Genomic DNA, 19,659 nt, shown 5'->3' with positions numbered 1-19,659 from the left:
TCATAAATGCCGACATTATTCGGTTATTTTTCAGATTTTTCGTTTGTTATTTAGCGAGTTCGAATTTAACTATAAGTACGAAAGAATTTTTTGCGATATTGACTCGGAGATAAACCGGTTAGTGAGTTGAACAATCGTGTGAAAGAGCGAGGATCTTCATAACCTACTTTTGTCACTATGGCTTCCAACGAAGAGTTCTCGGTTTCTAACAGTTTCTTAGCCGCTTCGACGCGAATGGATTGCAAATATGAAAAAGGAGTTTGCTCTGTGGCAATTTTGAAACGTCGCAAAAAGGTACGATTGGTTAGGCTAACTTGATTCGCCAGTTGGTCTAATGAAATAGGTTGATGATAGTTACTTTCTAACCACTCTTGCGCACGCAAAATCTCAGCATCTTGATGATATTTTTTACTTCTTAATTGCGCGTAAGCGGCTTGATTTCCCCGAGAAATATCCAACACATGGGCTTTAGCTGTATTGGTAGCCACATCATGGCCGCAATATCGCTCAATCAATAGCAGGGCTAGATCGAACCAAGCCATGCCGCCACCGGAACAGTAAATATTACCATCTTGTGTAATGAGTTTGTTCGACAACAAATCAACTTGTGGGTAACGCTTAGCAAATGTCTCAGCATATCCCCAGTGTGTTGTCGCTTTTTTATTATTCAAAATGCCTGCTTCGGCGAGAAAAAAAGCGCCGCTACAATTACTGGCAATATCAGTTCCTTTGCTATTGAAATATTGTAAAAAAGGTAGCAGGTTACGATTTGCTGACAACACCTCTTCGAGTTTTCCGCCTATAGTTGGAATGATTAATATGTCAGTTTGGTCAACATCTTCAATGGCTACTTGGCTCTTTAAAGTGAGGTGGTTGATGCATTCAATATCACGTTTTCCCACTGAAGCTAGCTGAACATTAAAAATTCGTTCAGGGGGTTTGCCTTGCATCCGTTGCCAAGTCACACCCGCTAACGCAAATATATCTAATGCGCCTGTTATTGCACTGGCATAAGCATGTTCATAACCTAAAATGGTGACATTGTGCACGTTAAAATGACTCTATATAAGTTGGGTTTTTAAAAGCTTATCACGATTATGAATGTGTGGCGATATTAGCCATAAAAGAGTCAATAATGACAGTTAGCGTACAGGTCTAAATATGTGATGCTAGGTGCATGATCTAACTAAGGATGCACCTAATGAATGATGAATTAATCCACCCTAAAGAATTACCGTTTCAATTATATGAAGTGCTCGATATTGAATCGTTATTGCAACGTGAACGTTTTGCTGAACACAATAAAGAAACCTTCGATGCCATTTTAGCAACAGCTAACAAAATCGCTTCTGAGAAGTTTGCCACCCATAATGCTATTGCCGATGCAGATGAACCCAAATTTGACGGCACAACAGTGCATATGATCCCACAAGTTAAAGAGGCATTTGATGCTTATAACGAGGCGGGATTCATGGCTGGACGTTATGATTTTGAAGAAGGTGGAATGCAGCTTCCTGAAACCATAATGATGGCAACCTCTGGCTACTTTATGGCGGCTAACCCATCGACTTCAGGGTATGCCTTCTTAACCGTCGCCGCAGCCAATGTGATTGGTAATTTTGCTTCAGAATCGTTAAAGCAACAATTTATGCCAAGAATGCTCAGTGGCGAATTCACCGGCACAATGGCATTAACCGAACCCCACGCGGGTTCTTCACTGGCAGACATACGAACTAGTGCGGTTAAAGCCGAAGATGGTAGTTACCGTATTAAAGGCAGTAAATTATATATCTCTGCCGGTGAACATCAGTTATCTAACAATATTGTACATTTAGTGTTAGCCAAAATTCAGGGCGCTCCTGCTGGCGTTAAAGGTATTTCACTGTTTGTTGTACCTAAATATCGCTTAGATGAAGCGGGCGAGCCAAGTACTAAAAATGACGTTGCATTGGCCGGATTGATTCACAAAATGGGCTATCGCGGCACAACCTCTACCGCATTGAGTTTCGGTGAAAATGGGGATTGTCATGGGTATTTGTTAGGGGAAGCTCATCAAGGGCTTAAGTACATGTTCTTGATGATGAACGAGGCGCGAATCGGTGTTGGTTTTGGGGCCGCTATGATTGGTTATAGTGGCTATCAATATTCTTTAGCTTACGCAAAAGATCGCACTCAAGGCCGTATTCCTCCAAATAATGCACCTACAGATCCGGCGACCGAAATTATTAATCATGGTGACGTCAAACGTATGTTATTGGCCCAAAAAGCCTACGTTGAAGGTGCAATGTCCCTTTGTTTATATGCCGCTAGGTTAGTGGATGATGTGAAAACGTTGGAATCTGCAGAACAAAGAAAAGTGACTGAAGAGCTGTTGGATCTGCTCACGCCTGTGGTTAAAGCATGGCCATCTGAGTTTGGCGTGAAGGCAAATGATTTAGCTATTCAAGTCTTAGGAGGAGCAGGCTATACACGAGAATACCCAGTTGAACAGTGCTGGCGTGACAATCGCCTTAACCCTATCCATGAAGGGACCAATGGTATTCAAGCCTTAGATCTGCTCACACGCAAGTTGTGGCAAGCAAATGGCGCAGGTTTAAACACATTGCAAACCCGCATACTGGCAGATTTTAACACTGCGACGGGAGAGAACTGTGCTCCTTTAGTGAAATTCACTTTGGACTATATGGCAAAAATGCAACCGCTAATTCCGGTGCTTGGAGAAGCATTGCGAAATGAAAAGCTGCCTAATTTATTGGCTAATGCCCAATGTTTCATGAATGTATTTTCGAGCATTGTGATGAGCTGGATTTGGATCCGTCAAGCAAACGTGGCGGAAAAAGCATTGGCAGAGTGCAAAGCTGAAGATAAGTCATATTACCTTGGCAAAATTCAAGCGGCAAAATACTACATCAATTGGGAACTCCCTTTGATAGATAGAGACTTAAAACTACTTCAAGCATTCGACAGTAGTTGCAGCGATATGCAACCCGAATGGTTTTAATCACAAAGAAATGGAAACAACAATTATGAAAAGCAGACAATTTCTTTTAGCTTCACGTCCGGTAGGGACGCCAACGGCAGCAAACTGGGATTTTGTGAGAACAGAATTACCCACACTTGGAGACAATCAGATAAAGGTTAAAGTCCTGTATATTTCTCTCGATCCCGCCATGCGTGGTTGGATGAATGAAGGTAAATCCTACATTCCTCCAGTTGGTATTGGCGAAGTCATGCGAGCCGGTGGTGTCGGTGAAGTGCTCGAATCAACTGATCCTAATTTTAGCGCTGGAGACTTTGTATACGGCGGTTTTGGTGTGACCGATTTCGCCGTTATTTCAACTCAGGGCGTGTATAAAGTTGATCCCAATTTAGCACCGTTAGAGCGCTATTTAGGTGTGCTAGGCATGCCGGGTATGACTGCATATTTTGGTATTTTGGACACCGGTCAGCCTAAAGCTGGCGAAACTGTTGTGGTTTCAGGTGCTGCTGGCGCTGTAGGCACTGTTGTTGGACAAATCGCAAAAATCAAAGGTTGTCGAGTGGTAGGTATTGCCGGCGGTGAAGATAAATGTCGTTATTTGATTGATGAATTAGGGTTTGACGGTGTCGTTGATTATAAAAATTCAGACGTTAAAAAAGCCTTAAAAGAGCAGTGCCCAGATGGTGTTGATGTGTTTTTTGATAACGTCGGTGGCGACATTCTCGATGACGTATTAACTCAGATAAACATGAAAGCCAGAATTGTTATTTGTGGCGCAATCAGTCAATACAACAACACTACAGCAGTTAAAGGCCCTTCAAATTACTTAACATTATTAGTCAATCGAGCTCGTATGGAAGGCATTGTGGTGTTTGATAATATTGAAAATTACGGCAAAGCAGCAGCTGAAATGTCAGGTTGGATCGCTGAAGGTAAACTGATTGCCAAAGAACACGTAGTAGAAGGATTAGAAACTTTTCCTGATACCTTACTGATGCTTTTCAGAGGGGAAAATTTTGGTAAGTTGGTGATTAAAGTGGACCATACATCATGAAAGCTGCAGACGTAGAAAATAAACATATAGTGGTTACAGGCGGGGCATCAGGGATTGGCGCTAAAACTACCGAGTTATTGGCGTCTCGGGGAGCTAAAGTGTTTTTTGGCGATCGTAATGTCGAGGGTGGAAAGGCCCTGAGTGAAGCGCTACAAGCGCAGGGATACGCTGTAGAGTTTTTTGCATTAGATGTTACTCAAAATGATTCTGTTAAAGCCTTTTACGCAGCAGCCATCGCTAAATTTGGACAAATTAATGTGGCCCTCAATAACGCTGGTGTCGACCATACACCGGCACGCATGTTGGATGTTCCAGATGAAGAGTTTCATCGCAATATTGCAATCAATTTGACAGGCGTCTGGTACTGCATGAAACAAGCTATTCAGCATATGCTGGAAGTGGGTGGTGGCCATGTAATTAATTTGGCCTCAGTCGCTGGAGTATCGGGGGCACCGACTATATCCGCTTATGGCGCATCGAAACATGGTGTGATTGGACTGACTAAATCAGTCGCTATTGAGTATGCTCGGGCCAATATTCGGGTTAATGCGGTATGTCCTAGTTTTGTTAAAACTCCCATGGTTGAAACTGTGTTGGCGAATTTTAATGAAAAGCAACAGAACTCTCTGATTGGTGCTAACCCAATGAAACGCCTTGGTGAAGCAGAAGAAATTGCCTATGCAATAGCATGGCTGTGCAGTGATGAATCAAGCTTCATGACAGGCCATTCAATGGTGTTAGATGGCGGATTAACTGCTTAATTAAATTATCCTTAGGCTCTTAGTCGTAAGGGCAATTAATTTCCAGAGCGCTTAAATGCAAAGCTCTTTATTTACAGGAACAAAAAATGAACAAAAATTTATTCGATTTAACTGGGAAAGTGGCATTAGTAACAGGTGCTAGTAGAGGCATCGGAGAGTCGATTGCACGATTACTCGCTGCTTATGGCGCTGAGGTGATTGTTTCAAGCCGTAAAATTGATGGTTGTGAAGCCGTTGCCCAGAGCATTCGCGATAATGGCGGTAAAGCCCATGCTATGGCTTGCCACGTTGGCGAAATAGCACAAATAGATGCTACCTTTGCGCAAATCAAAGAACAGTTTGGTCAACTAGATATTTTGGTGAATAACGCTGCGGCCAATCCCTTTTTCGGACACATTTTAGATACTGATCTTGCCGCCTACGATAAAACTGTAGATGTGAATATTCGCGGTTATTTCTTTATGTCAGTGGCTGCCGGTAAAATGATGAAAGAGCAGGGCGGTGGGGTTATTCTTAATACGGCTTCGGTGAATGCACTTTCGCCAGGCGACATGCAGGGTATTTATTCAATTTCGAAAGCTGCCGTAGTGAGCATGACCAAAGCTTTCGCTAAAGAATGTGGCAGTTTAAATATTCGCGTTAACGCGCTACTTCCAGGTTTAACCGATACTAAGTTTGCATCCGCGTTAACCACTAACGATAAGATCCTAAAACAAGCTCTGCAAATTATTCCATTAGGCCGAGTAGCTGATCCTGATGAAATGGCGGGGACTGTGTTGTACTTGGTATCCGATGCATCAAGTTACACAACCGGCACCACAGTTGTGGTTGATGGTGGTATGATGGCGTAAATACGTCATCAATATAGGTAATTCCATGGTTCATCAGTTAGTGGTTTGTTCGGATATTTTTGGGCAAACGGCGTCCTTCAAACAATGGTGTAACCAAGTTTTACCTGCGGACTGGCAATTAACCATTGTCAGTCCGTATATCTCTTCGGTGAATTTTACTGATGAAGCTTTGGCTTATTCCGCATTTCAACGAGCAGGCGGCATAGAAAAATATGCCATGCGAATTTCAGCCGCTTTAGCAGCCAGCCTTGCCAACAAAACCGTCATAGGCTTTAGTGCCGGGGCAGCTTCACTATATAAGTTGTTGAGTGAAAAAGACTATTCGCAAAGTATCGATAATTTTTATGGTTTTTATCCAGGCCAAATACGTTTTTTTACTAAACTCAAGCCTTCTCTACCAACCCAACTTTATTTTCCCCATAAAGAACCGAATTTCAACATAGATACTGTGATTGACGAATTAGCTATACATGACAATGTGAAGTGCCAAAAGACGGAATTCGAACATGGTTTTATGAACTTGGCATCAAGGGGATACAATAAAGACGCTGAGCTAATTTTTACGCAAGAAATTAAGCAGATATTATCGCTCCAAGCAGGTATTTAACCAACTTGGAACGATAAACATGGTGTAGATGAGGGTTATGCTGTGATTTTTTCAACCAAAGCAATTGCATCGCCAATATAATTTGCGGGTGAAATTTGCTTCAATTCAGTTTTCACATTATTGGGTAAATCTAAATTATCAATAAATTCAGCTATCGCAGCCTGATCGACTTTTTTACCTCGAGTAAGCTCTTTTAACTTCTCATAAGGTTTTTCAATACCATAACGTCGCATTACTGTTTGAATGGGCTCAGCCAACAATTCCCAATTATTGTTAAGCTCGTTAAGCAAACTTTGCTCATTTACCTGTAATTTACTGATCCCTTTCAAAGTAGATTCATATGCAATTACAGAGTAGCCCATACCCACACCGAGATTTCTCAAGACAGTAGAATCAGTTAAATCACGTTGCCATCTTGAGATAGGTAACTTAGTGGCTAAATGATTAAACATTGCATTGGCTAAACCCAGATTACCTTCAGAGTTTTCAAAATCAATAGGGTTGACTTTATGGGGCATGGTTGAAGAACCAATTTCGCCGGCAATGGTTTTTTGTTTAAAGTGACCTAGGGCAATATATCCCCAAATATCTCGATCGAAGTCGATCAAAATAGTGTTGAAACGGGCCATTGCATCATAAAGCTCAGCAATGTAGTCATGGGGTTCAATTTGAGTTGTGTATTGGTTCCAATTTAACCCTAGACTTTCCACAAAAGACTGTGAAAAAGCATTCCAGTCTATATCTGGATAAGCACTTATGTGAGCATTATAGTTACCCACTGCTCCATTGATTTTACCCAAAATAGTGACGTCTTTAATTTGCTCGCGCTGACGTTGTAAACGATGCATGACGTTAGCCATCTCTTTACCCATAGTGGTAGGAGAAGCTGGTTGCCCATGGGTTCTTGCCATCATAGGGATACTTTTATAATCAATGGCTAAGCGTTTAGTCTCAGCAATTAATTTGTCACAGTAAGGCAATATAACTTGTTCTCTTGCTTCACTTAACATTAGTCCATGAGACAAGTTATTGATGTCTTCAGAGGTACAGGCAAAATGAATAAATTCACTGACACTATTTAGCTCTTGGTTATTTTCAACTTTTTCTTTTAAAAAATACTCAACGGCTTTGACATCATGATTGGTTGTTTTTTCAATGGCTTTGATACGCAGGGCATCTTGTTCACAAAAATTATCAACGATATTATTGAGTAAAGTCATCGCTTCCGCTGAAAATGCCGGTACTTCGGTAATTTCGGCGGTGGTAGACAATTTTTGTAACCAGCGTACCTCGACTAGAACACGATATTTTAGCAAACCGTATTCACTGAAATAGTGTCGTAAGGCTGAACTTTTCGAGCCGTAACGGCCATCAACGGGGGAAACTGCAGTTAGTGCAGACAATTCCATGAATTACTCCTATTGAGATTGGTGAATACTGTGTTGTAACGTCAATGCGTTTGCCACAATGCTTTTTCGGTTAAATAAAATTTGTCGTCTTTTACCGCCTAATTGGCGCCATAAAACGGCAGAACGTAGACCACTTAATAAAAGCGCTCGGACTCTATGTTGGTTAGCGTCTTTCTTTAATTGATTAGGGGTGCCGGCTATTTGGATTTTTGCGCCCAAAGGGCTTATTACATCTGAATAAACACTGGCTAAATTACTGATCATTTGTTCATCGAATAAATCTAAATGTAAAGTTTGACGTTGAATTTGCTCTATGCGTTTTGATAGCTCATCTAACTTTTTCGATGATTTTTTGAGTTTGCGCTCTAAGCCTAAGATGCTGGCGATATAACGGGTAATTTCAGCGTCTTTTTGCATAGGTGTATTACCTAACTGGCCAATTAACGTACCCAGTCCAAGCTTTAAGTTTTCGATACTACCATACACTTCAATTGTGCTTTGGGCATCAGTAAGAACTATGCTATTGATACTTGCCTTGAATGCATCGATGTCGGCTTCGCCTTTTCGGGCTACTGACTGCACTAAGGATGCGGCCTGACAAACACCGGCTAAGGCTAAGGTTTTTTCTTTTTCATTGTCTATGTTCAACGCAAATAACTCTCTATAATTCCGCCACCTAGACATTCATCTTGTTGATAAAATACCGCGGATTGCCCAGGTGTCACTGCTTTTTGAGGATCATCAAAAAGCACTTTAATGTGGCCGTTAGGCTGAGGCGTAATAGTACAGGGAATATCTTCCTGACGATAACGTGTTTTTACTGCACAACGTATTTCTTGTTGCGGACCTAAGCGGTCAACCCAATGCAGTTGGTTTGCGATTAAGCCTACAGAGTAAAGGGCTGGGTGATCTGCGCCTTGGCCAACAATTAACACATTACGTTTGACGTCTTTGTCGACGACATACCAAGGTTCATCGCCAAATTCTTTTTTACCACCAATGTGCAAGCCTTTACGCTGACCAAGAGTATGGAACATCAGTCCATCATGTTGACCTATCTCAATACCTTCAGCGGTTTCAATCACGCCAGGTTGAGCAGGTAAATACTGTCCTAAAAAGTCTTTGAACTTTCGTTCACCAATAAAACAAATACCCGTACTGTCTTTTTTATCGTGAGTAATAAGATCTTGCTGCTCAGCAATTCTGCGTACTTCAGGTTTTTCGATATTGCCAACAGGAAAGAGGGTTTTGGCAATATGTTCTTCCCCTAATGTGTACAGGAAGTAACTTTGGTCTTTATTTGAGTCCAAACCACGCAACATTTTCCAGTGACCATTTCTCATTTCACGGCGCACGTAGTGCCCTGTGGCAATATAGTCAGCACCTAAATCTTCAGCTGCAAACTCTAAAAAAGCTTTAAATTTGATTTCCTTGTTACACATAATATCTGGGTTCGGGGTACGCCCAGCCCGATATTCTTCAAGAAAATATTCAAAAACGTTGTCCCAGTATTCGGCAGCAAAATTGATTGTATGTAACTCGATGCCAAGTTTGTCAGCTACTGCTTGCGCATCTGCTAAATCTTCAGCAGCTAAACAATATTCATCACTGTCATCTTCCTCCCAGTTTTTCATAAACAGGCCTTCAACTTGATAACCCTGTTGCTGAAGAAGATAAGCGGCCACAGACGAATCCACACCACCAGACATTCCAACGATGACTTTTATGTTAGCGTTTTGTAAATTTGTGGTCGTGTTCATATTTGACATATTTGCTGGCGAATTCTTGGCTGCTAAATTGGGCGGCAAGTCTAGCAAAATAAAGCCTTTAGATAAATACGCAGGATTACAAAAAAGAACTAATTTATAACCAAATAATTAAACCATAATGGTTTTCTGAACTCCCTATAAAATCCGATATTTTCCGTTCTCTATGCCGTCAATTGTCCACTGCCCAATTTGATAACGAATAAGGCGTAGAGTGGGGAAACCGACGGCTGCAGTCATTCTTCGAACTTGTCGATTACGCCCTTCAGAAATGGTTAACGATATCCAACTGGTTGGAATATTGGCTCTAAATCTTACCGGCGGTACACGTTCCCATACATCTGGAGGTGGAATTTTTTTAACTAGGGCGGGCATCGTTGGACCATCTTTCAATTCGATGCCTTTACTTAATTTACTAATAGCTTCCGGCGTAATATCACCATCTACCTGTGCCCAATAAGTTTTGGCAGTCTTCTGTTTTGGGTTGGCAATTTGATGTTGCAGTCTACCGTCATTGGTTAATACTAATAAACCTTCACTATCCCGATCTAATCGCCCAGCAGCATAAACATCAGGTACATTTATAAAGTTTTTAAGAGTTTTACGATTTTGCTCATCGGTAAATTGGGTAAGCACATCAAAGGGTTTATTAAATAAAAGTACGGTTCTTTTTTGAGCAGTTGGTTTCTTTTTTATGTGTTTTTTTTGATTCATTTTGAATAACTATTCACTTTTTTATGGTTTTCGTGTGCTTGGATCTAGTAAACGGAGTTTAGCCCATATATCATTGTTTGTTAGCATCTATAACCTTTCGTGATGAACTATTTATTGTCGTTGTACACGAAGACTCAATCTAATTTATGCATAAATAATGTAATAAAATACTGGTTATAATAGCTATATTGATTAGAATCTGTGCTCAAATTTTTAAGTTTTTTGATAAATTTTTTAATTATCAGCGCTTTCGTCTGAGTAATTTGGATTAACCAGGCGGTTACGCCGCCACCACTGAGGTATATAATGACTACATCAAAGTCTAAGATTATTTACACAAAAACTGATGAAGCCCCTGCGTTGGCTACATATTCACTTTTACCCATTGTACGTAAATTTGCTACTGCAGCGGATATAGAAGTTGAAGTGAGTGATATATCGTTAGCTGCCAGGATTTTGGCTATCTTCCCTGACTACCTAACCGATGAGCAAAAAGTCCCTGATGCATTATCTATCTTAGGGGATCTTACCCAGTCACCAGAAACAAATATTATTAAACTGCCGAACATCAGTGCTTCAATCCCTCAATTAAAAGCTGCGATTAAAGAGCTACAAGATAATGGTTTCGCGTTACCTGAATTTCCAGAAAATCCGCAAACAGACGAAGAAAAAGAAATTAGAAACCAATACGGTAAAGTGTTAGGTAGTTCAGTAAACCCAGTACTTCGTGAAGGGAACTCTGATCGTAGAGCACCTACAGCGGTTAAAAACTATGCGAAAAAACATCCTCATTCAATGGGGCCATGGAGCCAAGCTTCTCGCACCCACGTTGCCCACATGCATGGTGGTGATTTCTACTCAGGTGAGAAGTCAGTCACGGTAGAGAAGGCGGGTCATGTTCGTATCGAATTCACCGACACTGCTGGTAATAAAACGACGCTAAAGCCGCGTGTTGATTTACTTGCTGGTGAAGTGATTGACGGCATGTGCATGAGCAAAAAAGCATTGTGTAAATTCTTTGAAGAACAAATTCAAGATGCCAAAGAAACGGGTATTTTGTTTTCTTTACACGTTAAAGCAACCATGATGAAAGTGTCTCACCCAATTGTATTTGGACACTGTGTTAAGGTTTTCTACAAAGAATTGTTCGATAAGTACCAAGACTTGTTTGATGAGCTAGGTGTTAATCCTAACAATGGTCTGGGCAGTGTTTACGATAAAATCGCAACCTTACCTGCTTCTCAGCGCGCCGAAATTGAAAAAGATATTAACCGTTGTTATCAAGACCGTCCGCCGCTAGCGATGGTTAATTCAGACAAAGGTATTTCTAACTTGCACGTACCAAGCGATGTTATTGTTGATGCGTCTATGCCTGCAATGATTCGTAGCTCTGGTCAAATGTGGGGTCCAGATGGAAAACCTCAGGATACTAAGGCTGTTATCCCAGAAAGTACTTATGCAACGATTTATCAAGAAGTGATTAACTTCTGTAAAACTCATGGTGCATTTGATCCAACTACTATGGGTACAGTTCCAAACGTCGGTTTGATGGCGCAAAAAGCTGAAGAATACGGTTCTCACGATAAAACATTTGAAATGACCGGTGACGGTAAAGTACAAATAATCGATCAAGATGACAATGTACTTATCGAGCACGCGGTTGAAGAGGGTGATATCTGGCGTATGTGTCAGGCCAAAGATGCGCCTATTCGCGATTGGGTGAAACTTGCGGTTACTCGTGCAAGACTTTCAGGTATGCCAGCAATTTTTTGGTTAGATGATGAACGTGCTCATGATGTTCAACTAATCAACAAAGTAACTGAGTACTTAAAAGAGCATGATACTGAAGGTTTACACATTGAAATAATGGCGCCAGTTCGTGCTATTCGTTACACCATGGAGCGCGCTATTCGTGGTTTGGATACGATTTCTGTTACCGGCAACGTATTGCGTGACTACCTAACTGACTTATTCCCAATTTTGGAACTAGGTACCAGTGCAAAAATGTTGTCTATAGTGCCACTAATGGCCGGTGGCGGATTGTTTGAAACGGGGGCTGGCGGTTCTGCGCCAAAACACGTTCAACAATTTGTTGAAGAAGGGCATTTGCGTTGGGATTCGTTAGGTGAGTTTCTTGCTATCGCCGTATCTCTTGAAGATGTAGCGATTAAAAATGACAATGGTAAAGCTAAGGTATTGGCAGCAGAGTTAGATAAAGCTACTGAAACCCTGCTGAATAATGGTAAGTCACCATTACGTAAAGCGGGACAACTTGATAACCGTGGTAGCCATTTCTACTTGGCTATGTATTGGGCACAAGGGCTTGCTAGCCAAACTGAAGATGCTGAATTGGCAGAGTATTTTGCACCAATTGCAAAAGCATTAAGTGACAATGAAGAAAGTATTGTTGCGGAAATTGATGCAACTCAAGCTAAACCAGCAGATATTGGTGGATATTATTATCCAAATGAAAGCTTAATTACTAAAGCAATGTGTCCAAGTTCTACACTAAATTCAATTATTTCTTAATTGTATTTGGACTTTATCGATCGCATCCATTAGGGGCGGTCGATAAACAAGACACACAAAAAAGCAGGCAATGTATGCCTGCTTTTTTATTTGAAAAGTAGTATTAAGTCTAGCTTAACTATCTTTCAGGTTCGTCGCTTATGCCTATGTTCTCTGCATGTAAGCCTTTTGGGCCTTGCTGAATTTCATAGGTCACTTCTTGACCTGCTTTTAAAGAACGATAACCGTCCATCTTAATCGTGGAGTAATGTGCGAAAATATCTTCTCCACCATCATCAGGGACAATAAAACCGAACCCCTTTGCATTGTTAAACCATTTGACTTTTCCGACCGCCATACATCTGCTTCCTTTTAATCCCTTGAACTGACACTGCTTAATCCCCACTATAAGTATAGTAAAGATAGGGCAAATCGACTGCATAACGTTTTACCCTATTTAAAATGTAGATATTTTAACCTACAAATGTCAAGGTCAAATTAATTTAATCGACAAAAATTGTAAAAAACAGCACAATTTAAGTCAAAACGGCACTATTATTTGAATATGAGCAAAGATAATACGATAAGCATAGATCACAACAAGCACTTAGAAGCGGTTAAAAAGAAAGTTGAACCGCCTCCGATGTACAAAGTTTTGATCAATAACGATGATTACACACCGATGGATTTTGTTATCGAAGTGTTGATGCGCTTTTTTAATATGGACGCAGAAAAGGCCAGTCAGCTAATGTTAACTGTCCATTACCGTGGTCGCGCTGTTTGCGGTGTTTATACAGCTCAGATCGCCGAAACCAAGGTGATGCAGGTCAATCAGTATGCCAGAAAGCATCAGCATCCATTGATGTGCAGTATGGAACAAGCATAAACGAACTTAACTACGGTTAAATGTCTTTAGCTAAAGTTTTTATGCCGCTGATCGCACAAAACATTTGATTTTAACCTTTGAATCAGAGAGTCTGATTACGAAGAAAGATGTGAAAATGGAGGCTTTAACCACTGAAATGTTAGTTTCTAAACAGCGTTTTTGTGGCTAATAAACTGATCAATAAGGTTTTATCCGTATTCCAGATAAAAATCAGCGTCAGTTTACTTCAGGGTTAACTAACCAACCCGATTTTAGGAGGGTATAAGTATGTTGAATAAAGATTTAGAGCAGACCCTTAACGAAGCGTTTATATTTGCCAGAGAGCATCGTCATGAGTTTATGACGGTGGAACATCTGTTACTAGCGCTTTTAGATAACAAAGCCGCCAGAGAAGCTCTCAAAGCTTGTGGAGCAAATATTGAGTCAATAAAAGCTGAGTTGGTCGATTTTGTCAAAGACACGACTCCGCTAATCTTAGAAGATGACACTAGCGACCGTGAAACGCAGCCCACTTTAGGGTTCCAGCGAGTGCTTCAGCGCGCGGTTTTTCATGTGCAGTCATCTGGCAAAGAAGAAGTGACAGGTGCCAATGTTCTGGTAGCGATTTTCAGTGAACAAGAATCTCAAGCGGTTTATATTTTGAAAAAAACCGATGTCACACGCTTGGATGTGGTTAATTTCATATCCCATGGTGTGAGTAAAAATGATGAAGAATCCAGTATTGAAAACCAAGAAGAGACTGTCGAAGGTGAAGAAAATACCTCGGTGCTTGAAAAATATTCTTCCAATTTAAATGTTCTGGCCAAAGCGGGTAAAATTGATCCTCTTATCGGTCGAGATGCTGAATTAGAAAGAACCATTCAAATACTATGTAGACGACGCAAGAATAATCCACTACTAGTGGGCGAAGCTGGCGTCGGTAAAACCGCCATTGCAGAAGGTTTAGCGTATCGCATAGTGAATAACGAAGTGCCTGAAGTAATAGCTTCATCAACAGTCTACTCATTAGATTTAGGTGGATTATTAGCGGGAACTAAATACCGTGGTGACTTCGAAAAACGCTTGAAAGGTATTCTTAAAGAGCTGAGTAAAGATGACGATGCGATATTATTTATCGATGAAATTCATACCATCATAGGTGCAGGTGCCGCATCAGGTGGTGTTATGGATGCATCTAATTTGTTGAAACCTAAGCTTAGCAGTGGCGAGCTGCGCTGCATCGGCTCTACTACTTATCAGGAGTACCAGGGTATTTTTGAAAAGGACAGGGCGCTTGCACGACGTTTCCAAAAAATTGATGTGGCAGAACCCAGTGTGGCTGATACCACAAAAATTCTTATGGGGTTAAAAAGTCGCTATGAGAAACACCATAGTGTGCGCTTTACTAATCAAGCGATTAAAGCGGCCTCAGAGCTCTCTGCTAAGTATATAAACGAGCGTCACTTGCCTGATAAGGCTATTGACGTGATCGATGAAGCAGGGGCTTCACAGCGCTTATTACCCGTATCTAAGCGACGTAAAACTATTGGTGTAGGTGAAATAGAGCACATTATTGCCAAAATGGCCCGTATTCCTGAAAAGTCAGTATCAGCTTCTGACAAAGAAACACTGAAAAATCTGACACGGGATTTGAAATTAGTCGTGTTTGGACAAGACCAAGCCATTGAAACCTTATCTGATGCGATTCGTTTGTCTCGTTCAGGTTTGGGAATTGAAACTAAACCTATTGGTAATTTCATGTTCGCTGGTCCTACAGGTGTCGGTAAAACAGAAGTTACTCAACAATTAGCCAAAATTATGGGTGTAGAGTTGGTCCGCTTTGACATGTCTGAATATATGGAACGCCATGCGGTCAGTCGATTGATTGGTGCTCCCCCAGGCTATGTAGGCTTCGATCAGGGGGGCTTGTTAACGGATGCCGTGATTAAAAATCCTTACTGTGTTGTGTTGCTTGATGAAATTGAAAAAGCCCACAGTGATATTTACAACATTTTGCTACAAGTGATGGATCACGGAACCTTGACCGATAACAACGGACGCAAAGTTGATTTCCGTAACGTGGTTTTAGTTATGACCACGAATGCCGGTGTGCAAGAAACCATTAGAACGTCGATTGGTTTCAAACAGCAAGATCACAGCTTTGATGCAATCAGTGAAATTAATAAAATATTTACGCCGGAATTTAGAAACCGTTTAGATGGGATCATTTGGTTTAATCACCTTGAGTCAGATGTCATTCTTCAAGTGGTGGATAAATTTATTATTGAGCTGCAAGTACAGCTGGATAACAAAGGTGTGTCTATGGAGATTGACGATGCAGCTCGTAATTGGATTGCAGAAAAAGGTTACGACAGAGCAATGGGCGCGCGTCCAATGGCCAGAACTATGCAAGAGTATGTGAAGAAAAATCTAGCTAACGAATTGCTATTTGGTGAGTTGGTGAATGGTGGTAGTGTTAAAATCACCATGAAAGACGATAAGCTTAAGTTTGATTATTCTAATCAAAGCTCTAAACAAGCCAGTAAAGTGTAATCGTTTAAGTTACTAGTTGTTGCTAGTCCAGATAAACAAAAACCCAGCTAGGCTGGGTTTTTTTATGCTCAATTAGCAAAAGGAACGTCTCTTATCTGGCGCGATAAATGATACGGCCTTTTGTTAGGTCGTAAGGAGTCATCTCAACTGTTACTTTGTCGCCAGTTAATATACGTATATAGTTTTTGCGCATCTTTCCTGAGATGTGCGCAGTGACGACGTGTCCGTTTTCTAATTCAACCCGGAACATAGTATTAGGAAGTGTGTCCAATACGGTACCTTCCATTTCAATACAGTCTTCTTTCGCCATGTAAGTTGTTTACCTCAATTAATAAGTGTCAAAAATGCCGCGCAGATTTTGCCCAATATAAGAGCAAGAGTAAAGGACCTAAGTGCTTTTTTTTGTGATTAATTGCCATTTATTGTCAATAAAGCGCTGGTGAGGGTAAAAATTAGCCTTGTAGCTCATTTTTTGACAGGCATCTATCTGATATCCCAAATACAAAAATGTTTTATTATTGAGCTTGGCTTGTTCAATTTGTTTGATAATTGCGTAAGTTCCAATGGACCGATTGGTGAATTCAGGTTTGAAAAATGTATAAAGAGCGGAAAAACCGTCACTCAAAACATCGGTAACAGCAACACCTATTAAAGTGTCATCTAAGTGGAATTCAATAAAAAGAGTGTCTAACCAATCACAGTCGATGAATCCATCATATTGATTTTTGCTTGCAGGAAACATGCTACCGTCGTTATGGCGTTGATTAATATATTGGGCGTAAATTGGATAATACTCAGGTTTATTTTTCGAGCTGGTAAACACTTGAATATCGGAATTCTTATTTATAATTCGCCGTTGGCTTTTCGACGGTAAAAAGTTATTAGCTGGAATTCTAATTGATTGGCATGCGTTACATTGGCGACAATGAGGGCGGTAAATTTGATCACCGCTACGGCGAAAACCCTGCCCAAGTAAATAATTGTATTGGTTATCCAGTTCATCATCAGTGTCTGTCACTAGCACTAGCAACTGTTCTTTCTGCTCGGCTAAATAACTGCATGGAAATTGTTGAGTTAGTCCAAATTTCATGTTCATACCGACAACATCCGAGGAGTCCACGAGTTAGATGTTTGTTTTTCTGCCGCAGAGGATAATAATCTTAAAAAAGTCGCTCTGGGTATCTCTTCACAACCTAAAGTGGCTAAGTGGGGGTTTTGCATTTGGCAATCTATAAGTTCTACACTATTCGTTCTCATCAGATTAACTAAATAGTGAAATGCGACTTTAGAAGCGTTGGTTTGTAGGCTAAACATGGATTCCCCGCAAAAAACATTATTGACGAAAACACCATATAAACCACCAATGAGTTGTTTATTATTCCACACCTCAATAGAGTGGGCGTAACCGGCCTTATGCAGCGCTTTGTATGCGTTTATCATATGCGCTGTTATCCACGTACCACTGTCTTTACGAGGCGCATTGGAGCAAGCATCGATAACATCATTGAAGCGTTCATTAACTGTTACCTTTGGATTGGTCTTGCGGATATGTTTGAGTAAGCTTTTGCTGCTTTTGTATTTTTCAGTGAAAACAACCCCTCTAGGATCTGGGCTCCACCAAAGAATAGGTTCTCCTTCAGAGAACCACGGGAAAATTCCGTGCTGATATGCGCTGACTAAACGTGCAACACTCAGATCCCCTCCAAATGCCAGTAATCCATTAGGATCAGCTAGTGCCTCGTGAGGGGAAGGAAAGGTTACGGAAGCGTCAAGCTTATGCAGCGAAATCATTTACTATATATTCTCATACACAAGCTTGACGTGTTTTCCTTAATTTTCTAATGCATCCAAGAATTTTTCTGCATCTAACGCGGCCATACATCCTGTACCGGCAGATGTAATTGCTTGACGGTAAACATGGTCGCATACGTCTCCAGCGGCAAATACACCTTCAACGCTAGTCTGCGTTGCATTACCTTCAAGACCGCTCTTAATCTTAATGTAGCCATCTTTCATATCCAATTCACCTTCGAATATGTCGGTGTTAGGTTTGTGTCCAATGGCAACGAACAAGCCCATAATATCAATTTCTTCAGTCGCACCAGAATTGACATCTTTGATACGCACGCCGGTTACGCCCATTTCATCACCTAGCACTTCATCAAGGGTTTTGTCGAGATGCATTACTACGTTGCCGTTTTTCGCTTTTTCAAACAAACGATCAGACAATATTTTTTCACTTCTAAATGAATCACGTCTGTGAATAACATGAACTTCTGACGCAATATTAGATAAATATAAAGCTTCTTCAACGGCAGTATTACCACCGCCGATAACCGCTACTTTCTGGTTACGATAAAAGAAACCATCACAAGTAGCACAGGCTGAAACCCCTTTACCCATAAATGCCGTCTCAGATTCCATACCCAAATATTTGGCTGATGCGCCAGTTGCAATAATCAGAGCGTCACAAGTATAAGTGCCGTTATCACCTTGAAGTGTGTAAGGGCGTTTAGACAGGTCAGTTTTATTAATGTGATCGAAAATGATTTCAGTATCAAATTTTTCAGCATGTTTTTGCATTCTAACCATAAGGTCAGGACCGGTTAATCCCTCAGGATCGCCGGGCCAGTTTTCAACTTCTGTTGTAGTGGTAAGTTGTCCGCCTTGCTGAATCCCTGTAAGTAGTACCGGATTTAAGTTTGCTCGTGCAGCATAAACCGCAGCAGAATAACCTGCTGGTCCAGATCCCAAAATCAAAAGACGTACGTGTCTAACATCAGACATATTTAGTTCTCCAAAAGTAGTCAGGATTGAACCAATCCATCTGACCAAAAAATTAAATAAAAAGTGTTTCTAAACATATGGATTTTTTAACTAGATTCAACGGTCAAAAAATTATTTAGATCAAATATTTTAAGTTTTAAGCAAACCTTAATAAAAAGTTCTGATTAATATTCACTTAATGGGCAAATAAATAATCATCGTTTTTATATTATTTATCTATTTTACGTGGTTTTGCCCGTTGTTTTATCCTGAATTCTACTATTTCGTTAATTTATTTTGGTAAAATTAGCGATTAAAGATTATTCTTATAGTTACCAGTAGTTAATCAATCTGCAAGGATTCAAATGTCCCAGAGCATGACCGGAATTTTCAAAGATGGTCAAGAGTATATGAAAACTTGGCCGATGGAAAAGCAGCTGAATGCACTTTTTCCAGAGTATCGTGTGATTAGCGCTACTAAATTGTCGATTACAATTATGCCCCCCATCGCTGTATTGAGTGCGTTTTCTATTATTAATTTTTATGGTGATATTTTCATACCTCAGGGAATCGCCATTGGTGCATTTTTTCTTAGTCTTCCTCTGCAAGGATTAATGTGGCTTGGTCATCGTTCTAACCAAACTCTTCCTCCTGCCTTACGGGCGTGGTATCAAGAAATTCATCATAAGATGCAATTACAAGGGGTGACCGTTAGCCAACAACGGGCTAAACCTCGTTATAAAGAACTGGCGAAATTATTAAAAACTGCCTTTAAAGAACTTGATAAAGTGTTTACAAAGCAGTGGTTTTAGTAGCTTTTGGATT

General features: G+C 40.6%; 19 protein-coding genes. 9 read left to right on the top strand and 10 right to left on the bottom strand.

Annotated elements, in window-relative coordinates; translation table 11 throughout:
* Nucleotides 1-65: 65 nt before the first annotated feature.
* Nucleotides 66-1,049, bottom strand: a complete 984-nt coding sequence (locus tag VUI23_RS11875; RefSeq protein ID WP_216047506.1) for a helix-turn-helix domain-containing protein — start codon at nt 1,047-1,049, stop codon at nt 66-68.
* 152 nt (nt 1,050-1,201) lie between these two features.
* On the opposite strand from VUI23_RS11875, the gene VUI23_RS11870 reads away from it, so the two are divergent.
* From VUI23_RS11870 to VUI23_RS11850, 5 genes are all read left to right on the top strand, one after another.
* Nucleotides 1,202-3,001: an acyl-CoA dehydrogenase gene (locus VUI23_RS11870; RefSeq protein WP_342804497.1), complete on the top strand. Its 1,800-nt coding sequence runs from the start codon at nt 1,202-1,204 to the stop codon at nt 2,999-3,001.
* 25 nt (nt 3,002-3,026) lie between these two features.
* Nucleotides 3,027-4,034 (top strand): NADP-dependent oxidoreductase, encoded by a 1,008-nt coding sequence (locus VUI23_RS11865; protein WP_342804496.1) that lies wholly within the window; start codon nt 3,027-3,029, stop codon nt 4,032-4,034.
* Nucleotides 4,031-4,795: a glucose 1-dehydrogenase gene (locus tag VUI23_RS11860; protein WP_216047503.1), complete on the top strand. Its 765-nt coding sequence runs from the start codon at nt 4,031-4,033 to the stop codon at nt 4,793-4,795. Before VUI23_RS11865 ends, VUI23_RS11860 begins: the two co-directional genes overlap by 4 nt.
* A gap of 86 nt (nt 4,796-4,881) precedes the next feature.
* Entirely contained in the window at nt 4,882-5,646 is a 765-nt protein-coding gene (locus tag VUI23_RS11855; protein WP_342804495.1) for an SDR family oxidoreductase, read from the top strand.
* A gap of 25 nt (nt 5,647-5,671) precedes the next feature.
* Nucleotides 5,672-6,253, top strand: a complete 582-nt coding sequence (locus tag VUI23_RS11850; RefSeq protein WP_342804494.1) for a hypothetical protein — start codon at nt 5,672-5,674, stop codon at nt 6,251-6,253.
* A gap of 35 nt (nt 6,254-6,288) precedes the next feature.
* Here VUI23_RS11850 and purB read toward each other — a convergent pair whose 3' ends face one another.
* From purB to VUI23_RS11830, 4 genes are all read right to left on the bottom strand, one after another.
* Complete coding sequence (gene purB, locus VUI23_RS11845) at nt 6,289-7,662, bottom strand: adenylosuccinate lyase (protein ID WP_342804493.1); 1,374 nt, start codon at nt 7,660-7,662, stop codon at nt 6,289-6,291.
* Between the two features lie 9 nt (nt 7,663-7,671).
* Nucleotides 7,672-8,346, bottom strand: a complete 675-nt coding sequence (gene hflD / locus VUI23_RS11840) for a high frequency lysogenization protein HflD (protein ID WP_216047499.1) — start codon at nt 8,344-8,346, stop codon at nt 7,672-7,674.
* On the bottom strand, nt 8,307-9,431 hold the full coding sequence (mnmA, locus tag VUI23_RS11835) for a tRNA 2-thiouridine(34) synthase MnmA (RefSeq protein WP_342804492.1): 1,125 nt from the start codon (nt 9,429-9,431) through the stop codon (nt 8,307-8,309). Before mnmA ends, hflD begins: the two co-directional genes overlap by 40 nt.
* A gap of 135 nt (nt 9,432-9,566) precedes the next feature.
* Nucleotides 9,567-10,142 (bottom strand): pseudouridine synthase, encoded by a 576-nt coding sequence (locus VUI23_RS11830; protein WP_303500964.1) that lies wholly within the window; start codon nt 10,140-10,142, stop codon nt 9,567-9,569.
* Between the two features lie 306 nt (nt 10,143-10,448).
* Between VUI23_RS11830 and VUI23_RS11825 the strand changes: the two genes are divergently transcribed.
* Nucleotides 10,449-12,671, top strand: a complete 2,223-nt coding sequence (locus VUI23_RS11825) for an NADP-dependent isocitrate dehydrogenase (RefSeq protein ID WP_342804491.1) — start codon at nt 10,449-10,451, stop codon at nt 12,669-12,671.
* Nucleotides 12,672-12,789: 118 nt separating this feature from the next.
* Here the strand turns inward: VUI23_RS11825 and cspD are convergent, their stop codons facing one another.
* Nucleotides 12,790-13,008, bottom strand: a complete 219-nt coding sequence (gene cspD / locus VUI23_RS11820) for a cold shock domain-containing protein CspD (protein ID WP_342804490.1) — start codon at nt 13,006-13,008, stop codon at nt 12,790-12,792.
* 207 nt (nt 13,009-13,215) lie between these two features.
* On the opposite strand from cspD, the gene clpS reads away from it, so the two are divergent.
* Together clpS and clpA are read left to right on the top strand one after the other, a co-directional pair.
* Nucleotides 13,216-13,536, top strand: coding sequence for an ATP-dependent Clp protease adapter ClpS (gene clpS / locus VUI23_RS11815; RefSeq protein WP_303500961.1), 321 nt, complete (start codon nt 13,216-13,218; stop codon nt 13,534-13,536).
* A 267-nt stretch (nt 13,537-13,803) separates the two neighbouring features.
* Nucleotides 13,804-16,068 (top strand): ATP-dependent Clp protease ATP-binding subunit ClpA, encoded by a 2,265-nt coding sequence (gene clpA / locus VUI23_RS11810; RefSeq protein ID WP_216047493.1) that lies wholly within the window; start codon nt 13,804-13,806, stop codon nt 16,066-16,068.
* A 91-nt stretch (nt 16,069-16,159) separates the two neighbouring features.
* Here the strand turns inward: clpA and infA are convergent, their stop codons facing one another.
* The 4 genes from infA to trxB all read right to left on the bottom strand — a co-directional run bounded on the left by infA (nt 16,160) and on the right by trxB (nt 18,855).
* Nucleotides 16,160-16,378: a translation initiation factor IF-1 gene (gene infA, locus VUI23_RS11805; RefSeq protein ID WP_008844395.1), complete on the bottom strand. Its 219-nt coding sequence runs from the start codon at nt 16,376-16,378 to the stop codon at nt 16,160-16,162.
* 78 nt (nt 16,379-16,456) lie between these two features.
* Complete coding sequence (locus tag VUI23_RS11800) at nt 16,457-17,158, bottom strand: arginyltransferase (RefSeq protein ID WP_303500960.1); 702 nt, start codon at nt 17,156-17,158, stop codon at nt 16,457-16,459.
* A 2-nt stretch (nt 17,159-17,160) separates the two neighbouring features.
* Nucleotides 17,161-17,859 carry a leucyl/phenylalanyl-tRNA--protein transferase gene (aat, locus tag VUI23_RS11795; protein WP_342804489.1) on the bottom strand — a complete coding sequence of 233 codons (699 nt, stop codon included), beginning with the start codon at nt 17,857-17,859 and terminating at the stop codon, nt 17,161-17,163.
* 39 nt (nt 17,860-17,898) lie between these two features.
* On the bottom strand, nt 17,899-18,855 hold the full coding sequence (trxB, locus tag VUI23_RS11790; protein WP_342804488.1) for a thioredoxin-disulfide reductase: 957 nt from the start codon (nt 18,853-18,855) through the stop codon (nt 17,899-17,901).
* Nucleotides 18,856-19,199: 344 nt separating this feature from the next.
* On the opposite strand from trxB, the gene yfbV reads away from it, so the two are divergent.
* The gene (yfbV, locus tag VUI23_RS11785) at nt 19,200-19,646 is read left to right on the top strand and encodes a terminus macrodomain insulation protein YfbV (protein WP_216047489.1); all 447 of its coding nucleotides are present in this window, start codon (nt 19,200-19,202) and stop codon (nt 19,644-19,646) included.
* Nucleotides 19,647-19,659 lie beyond the last annotated feature (13 nt).

This window comes from Alteromonas sp. M12 (assembly GCF_037478005.1).
Classification (GTDB): domain Bacteria; phylum Pseudomonadota; class Gammaproteobacteria; order Enterobacterales; family Alteromonadaceae; genus Aliiglaciecola; species Aliiglaciecola lipolytica_A.
Note: the sequence above shows the minus strand (reverse complement) of the source record. Positions and strands in the feature narration are given on the sequence as shown.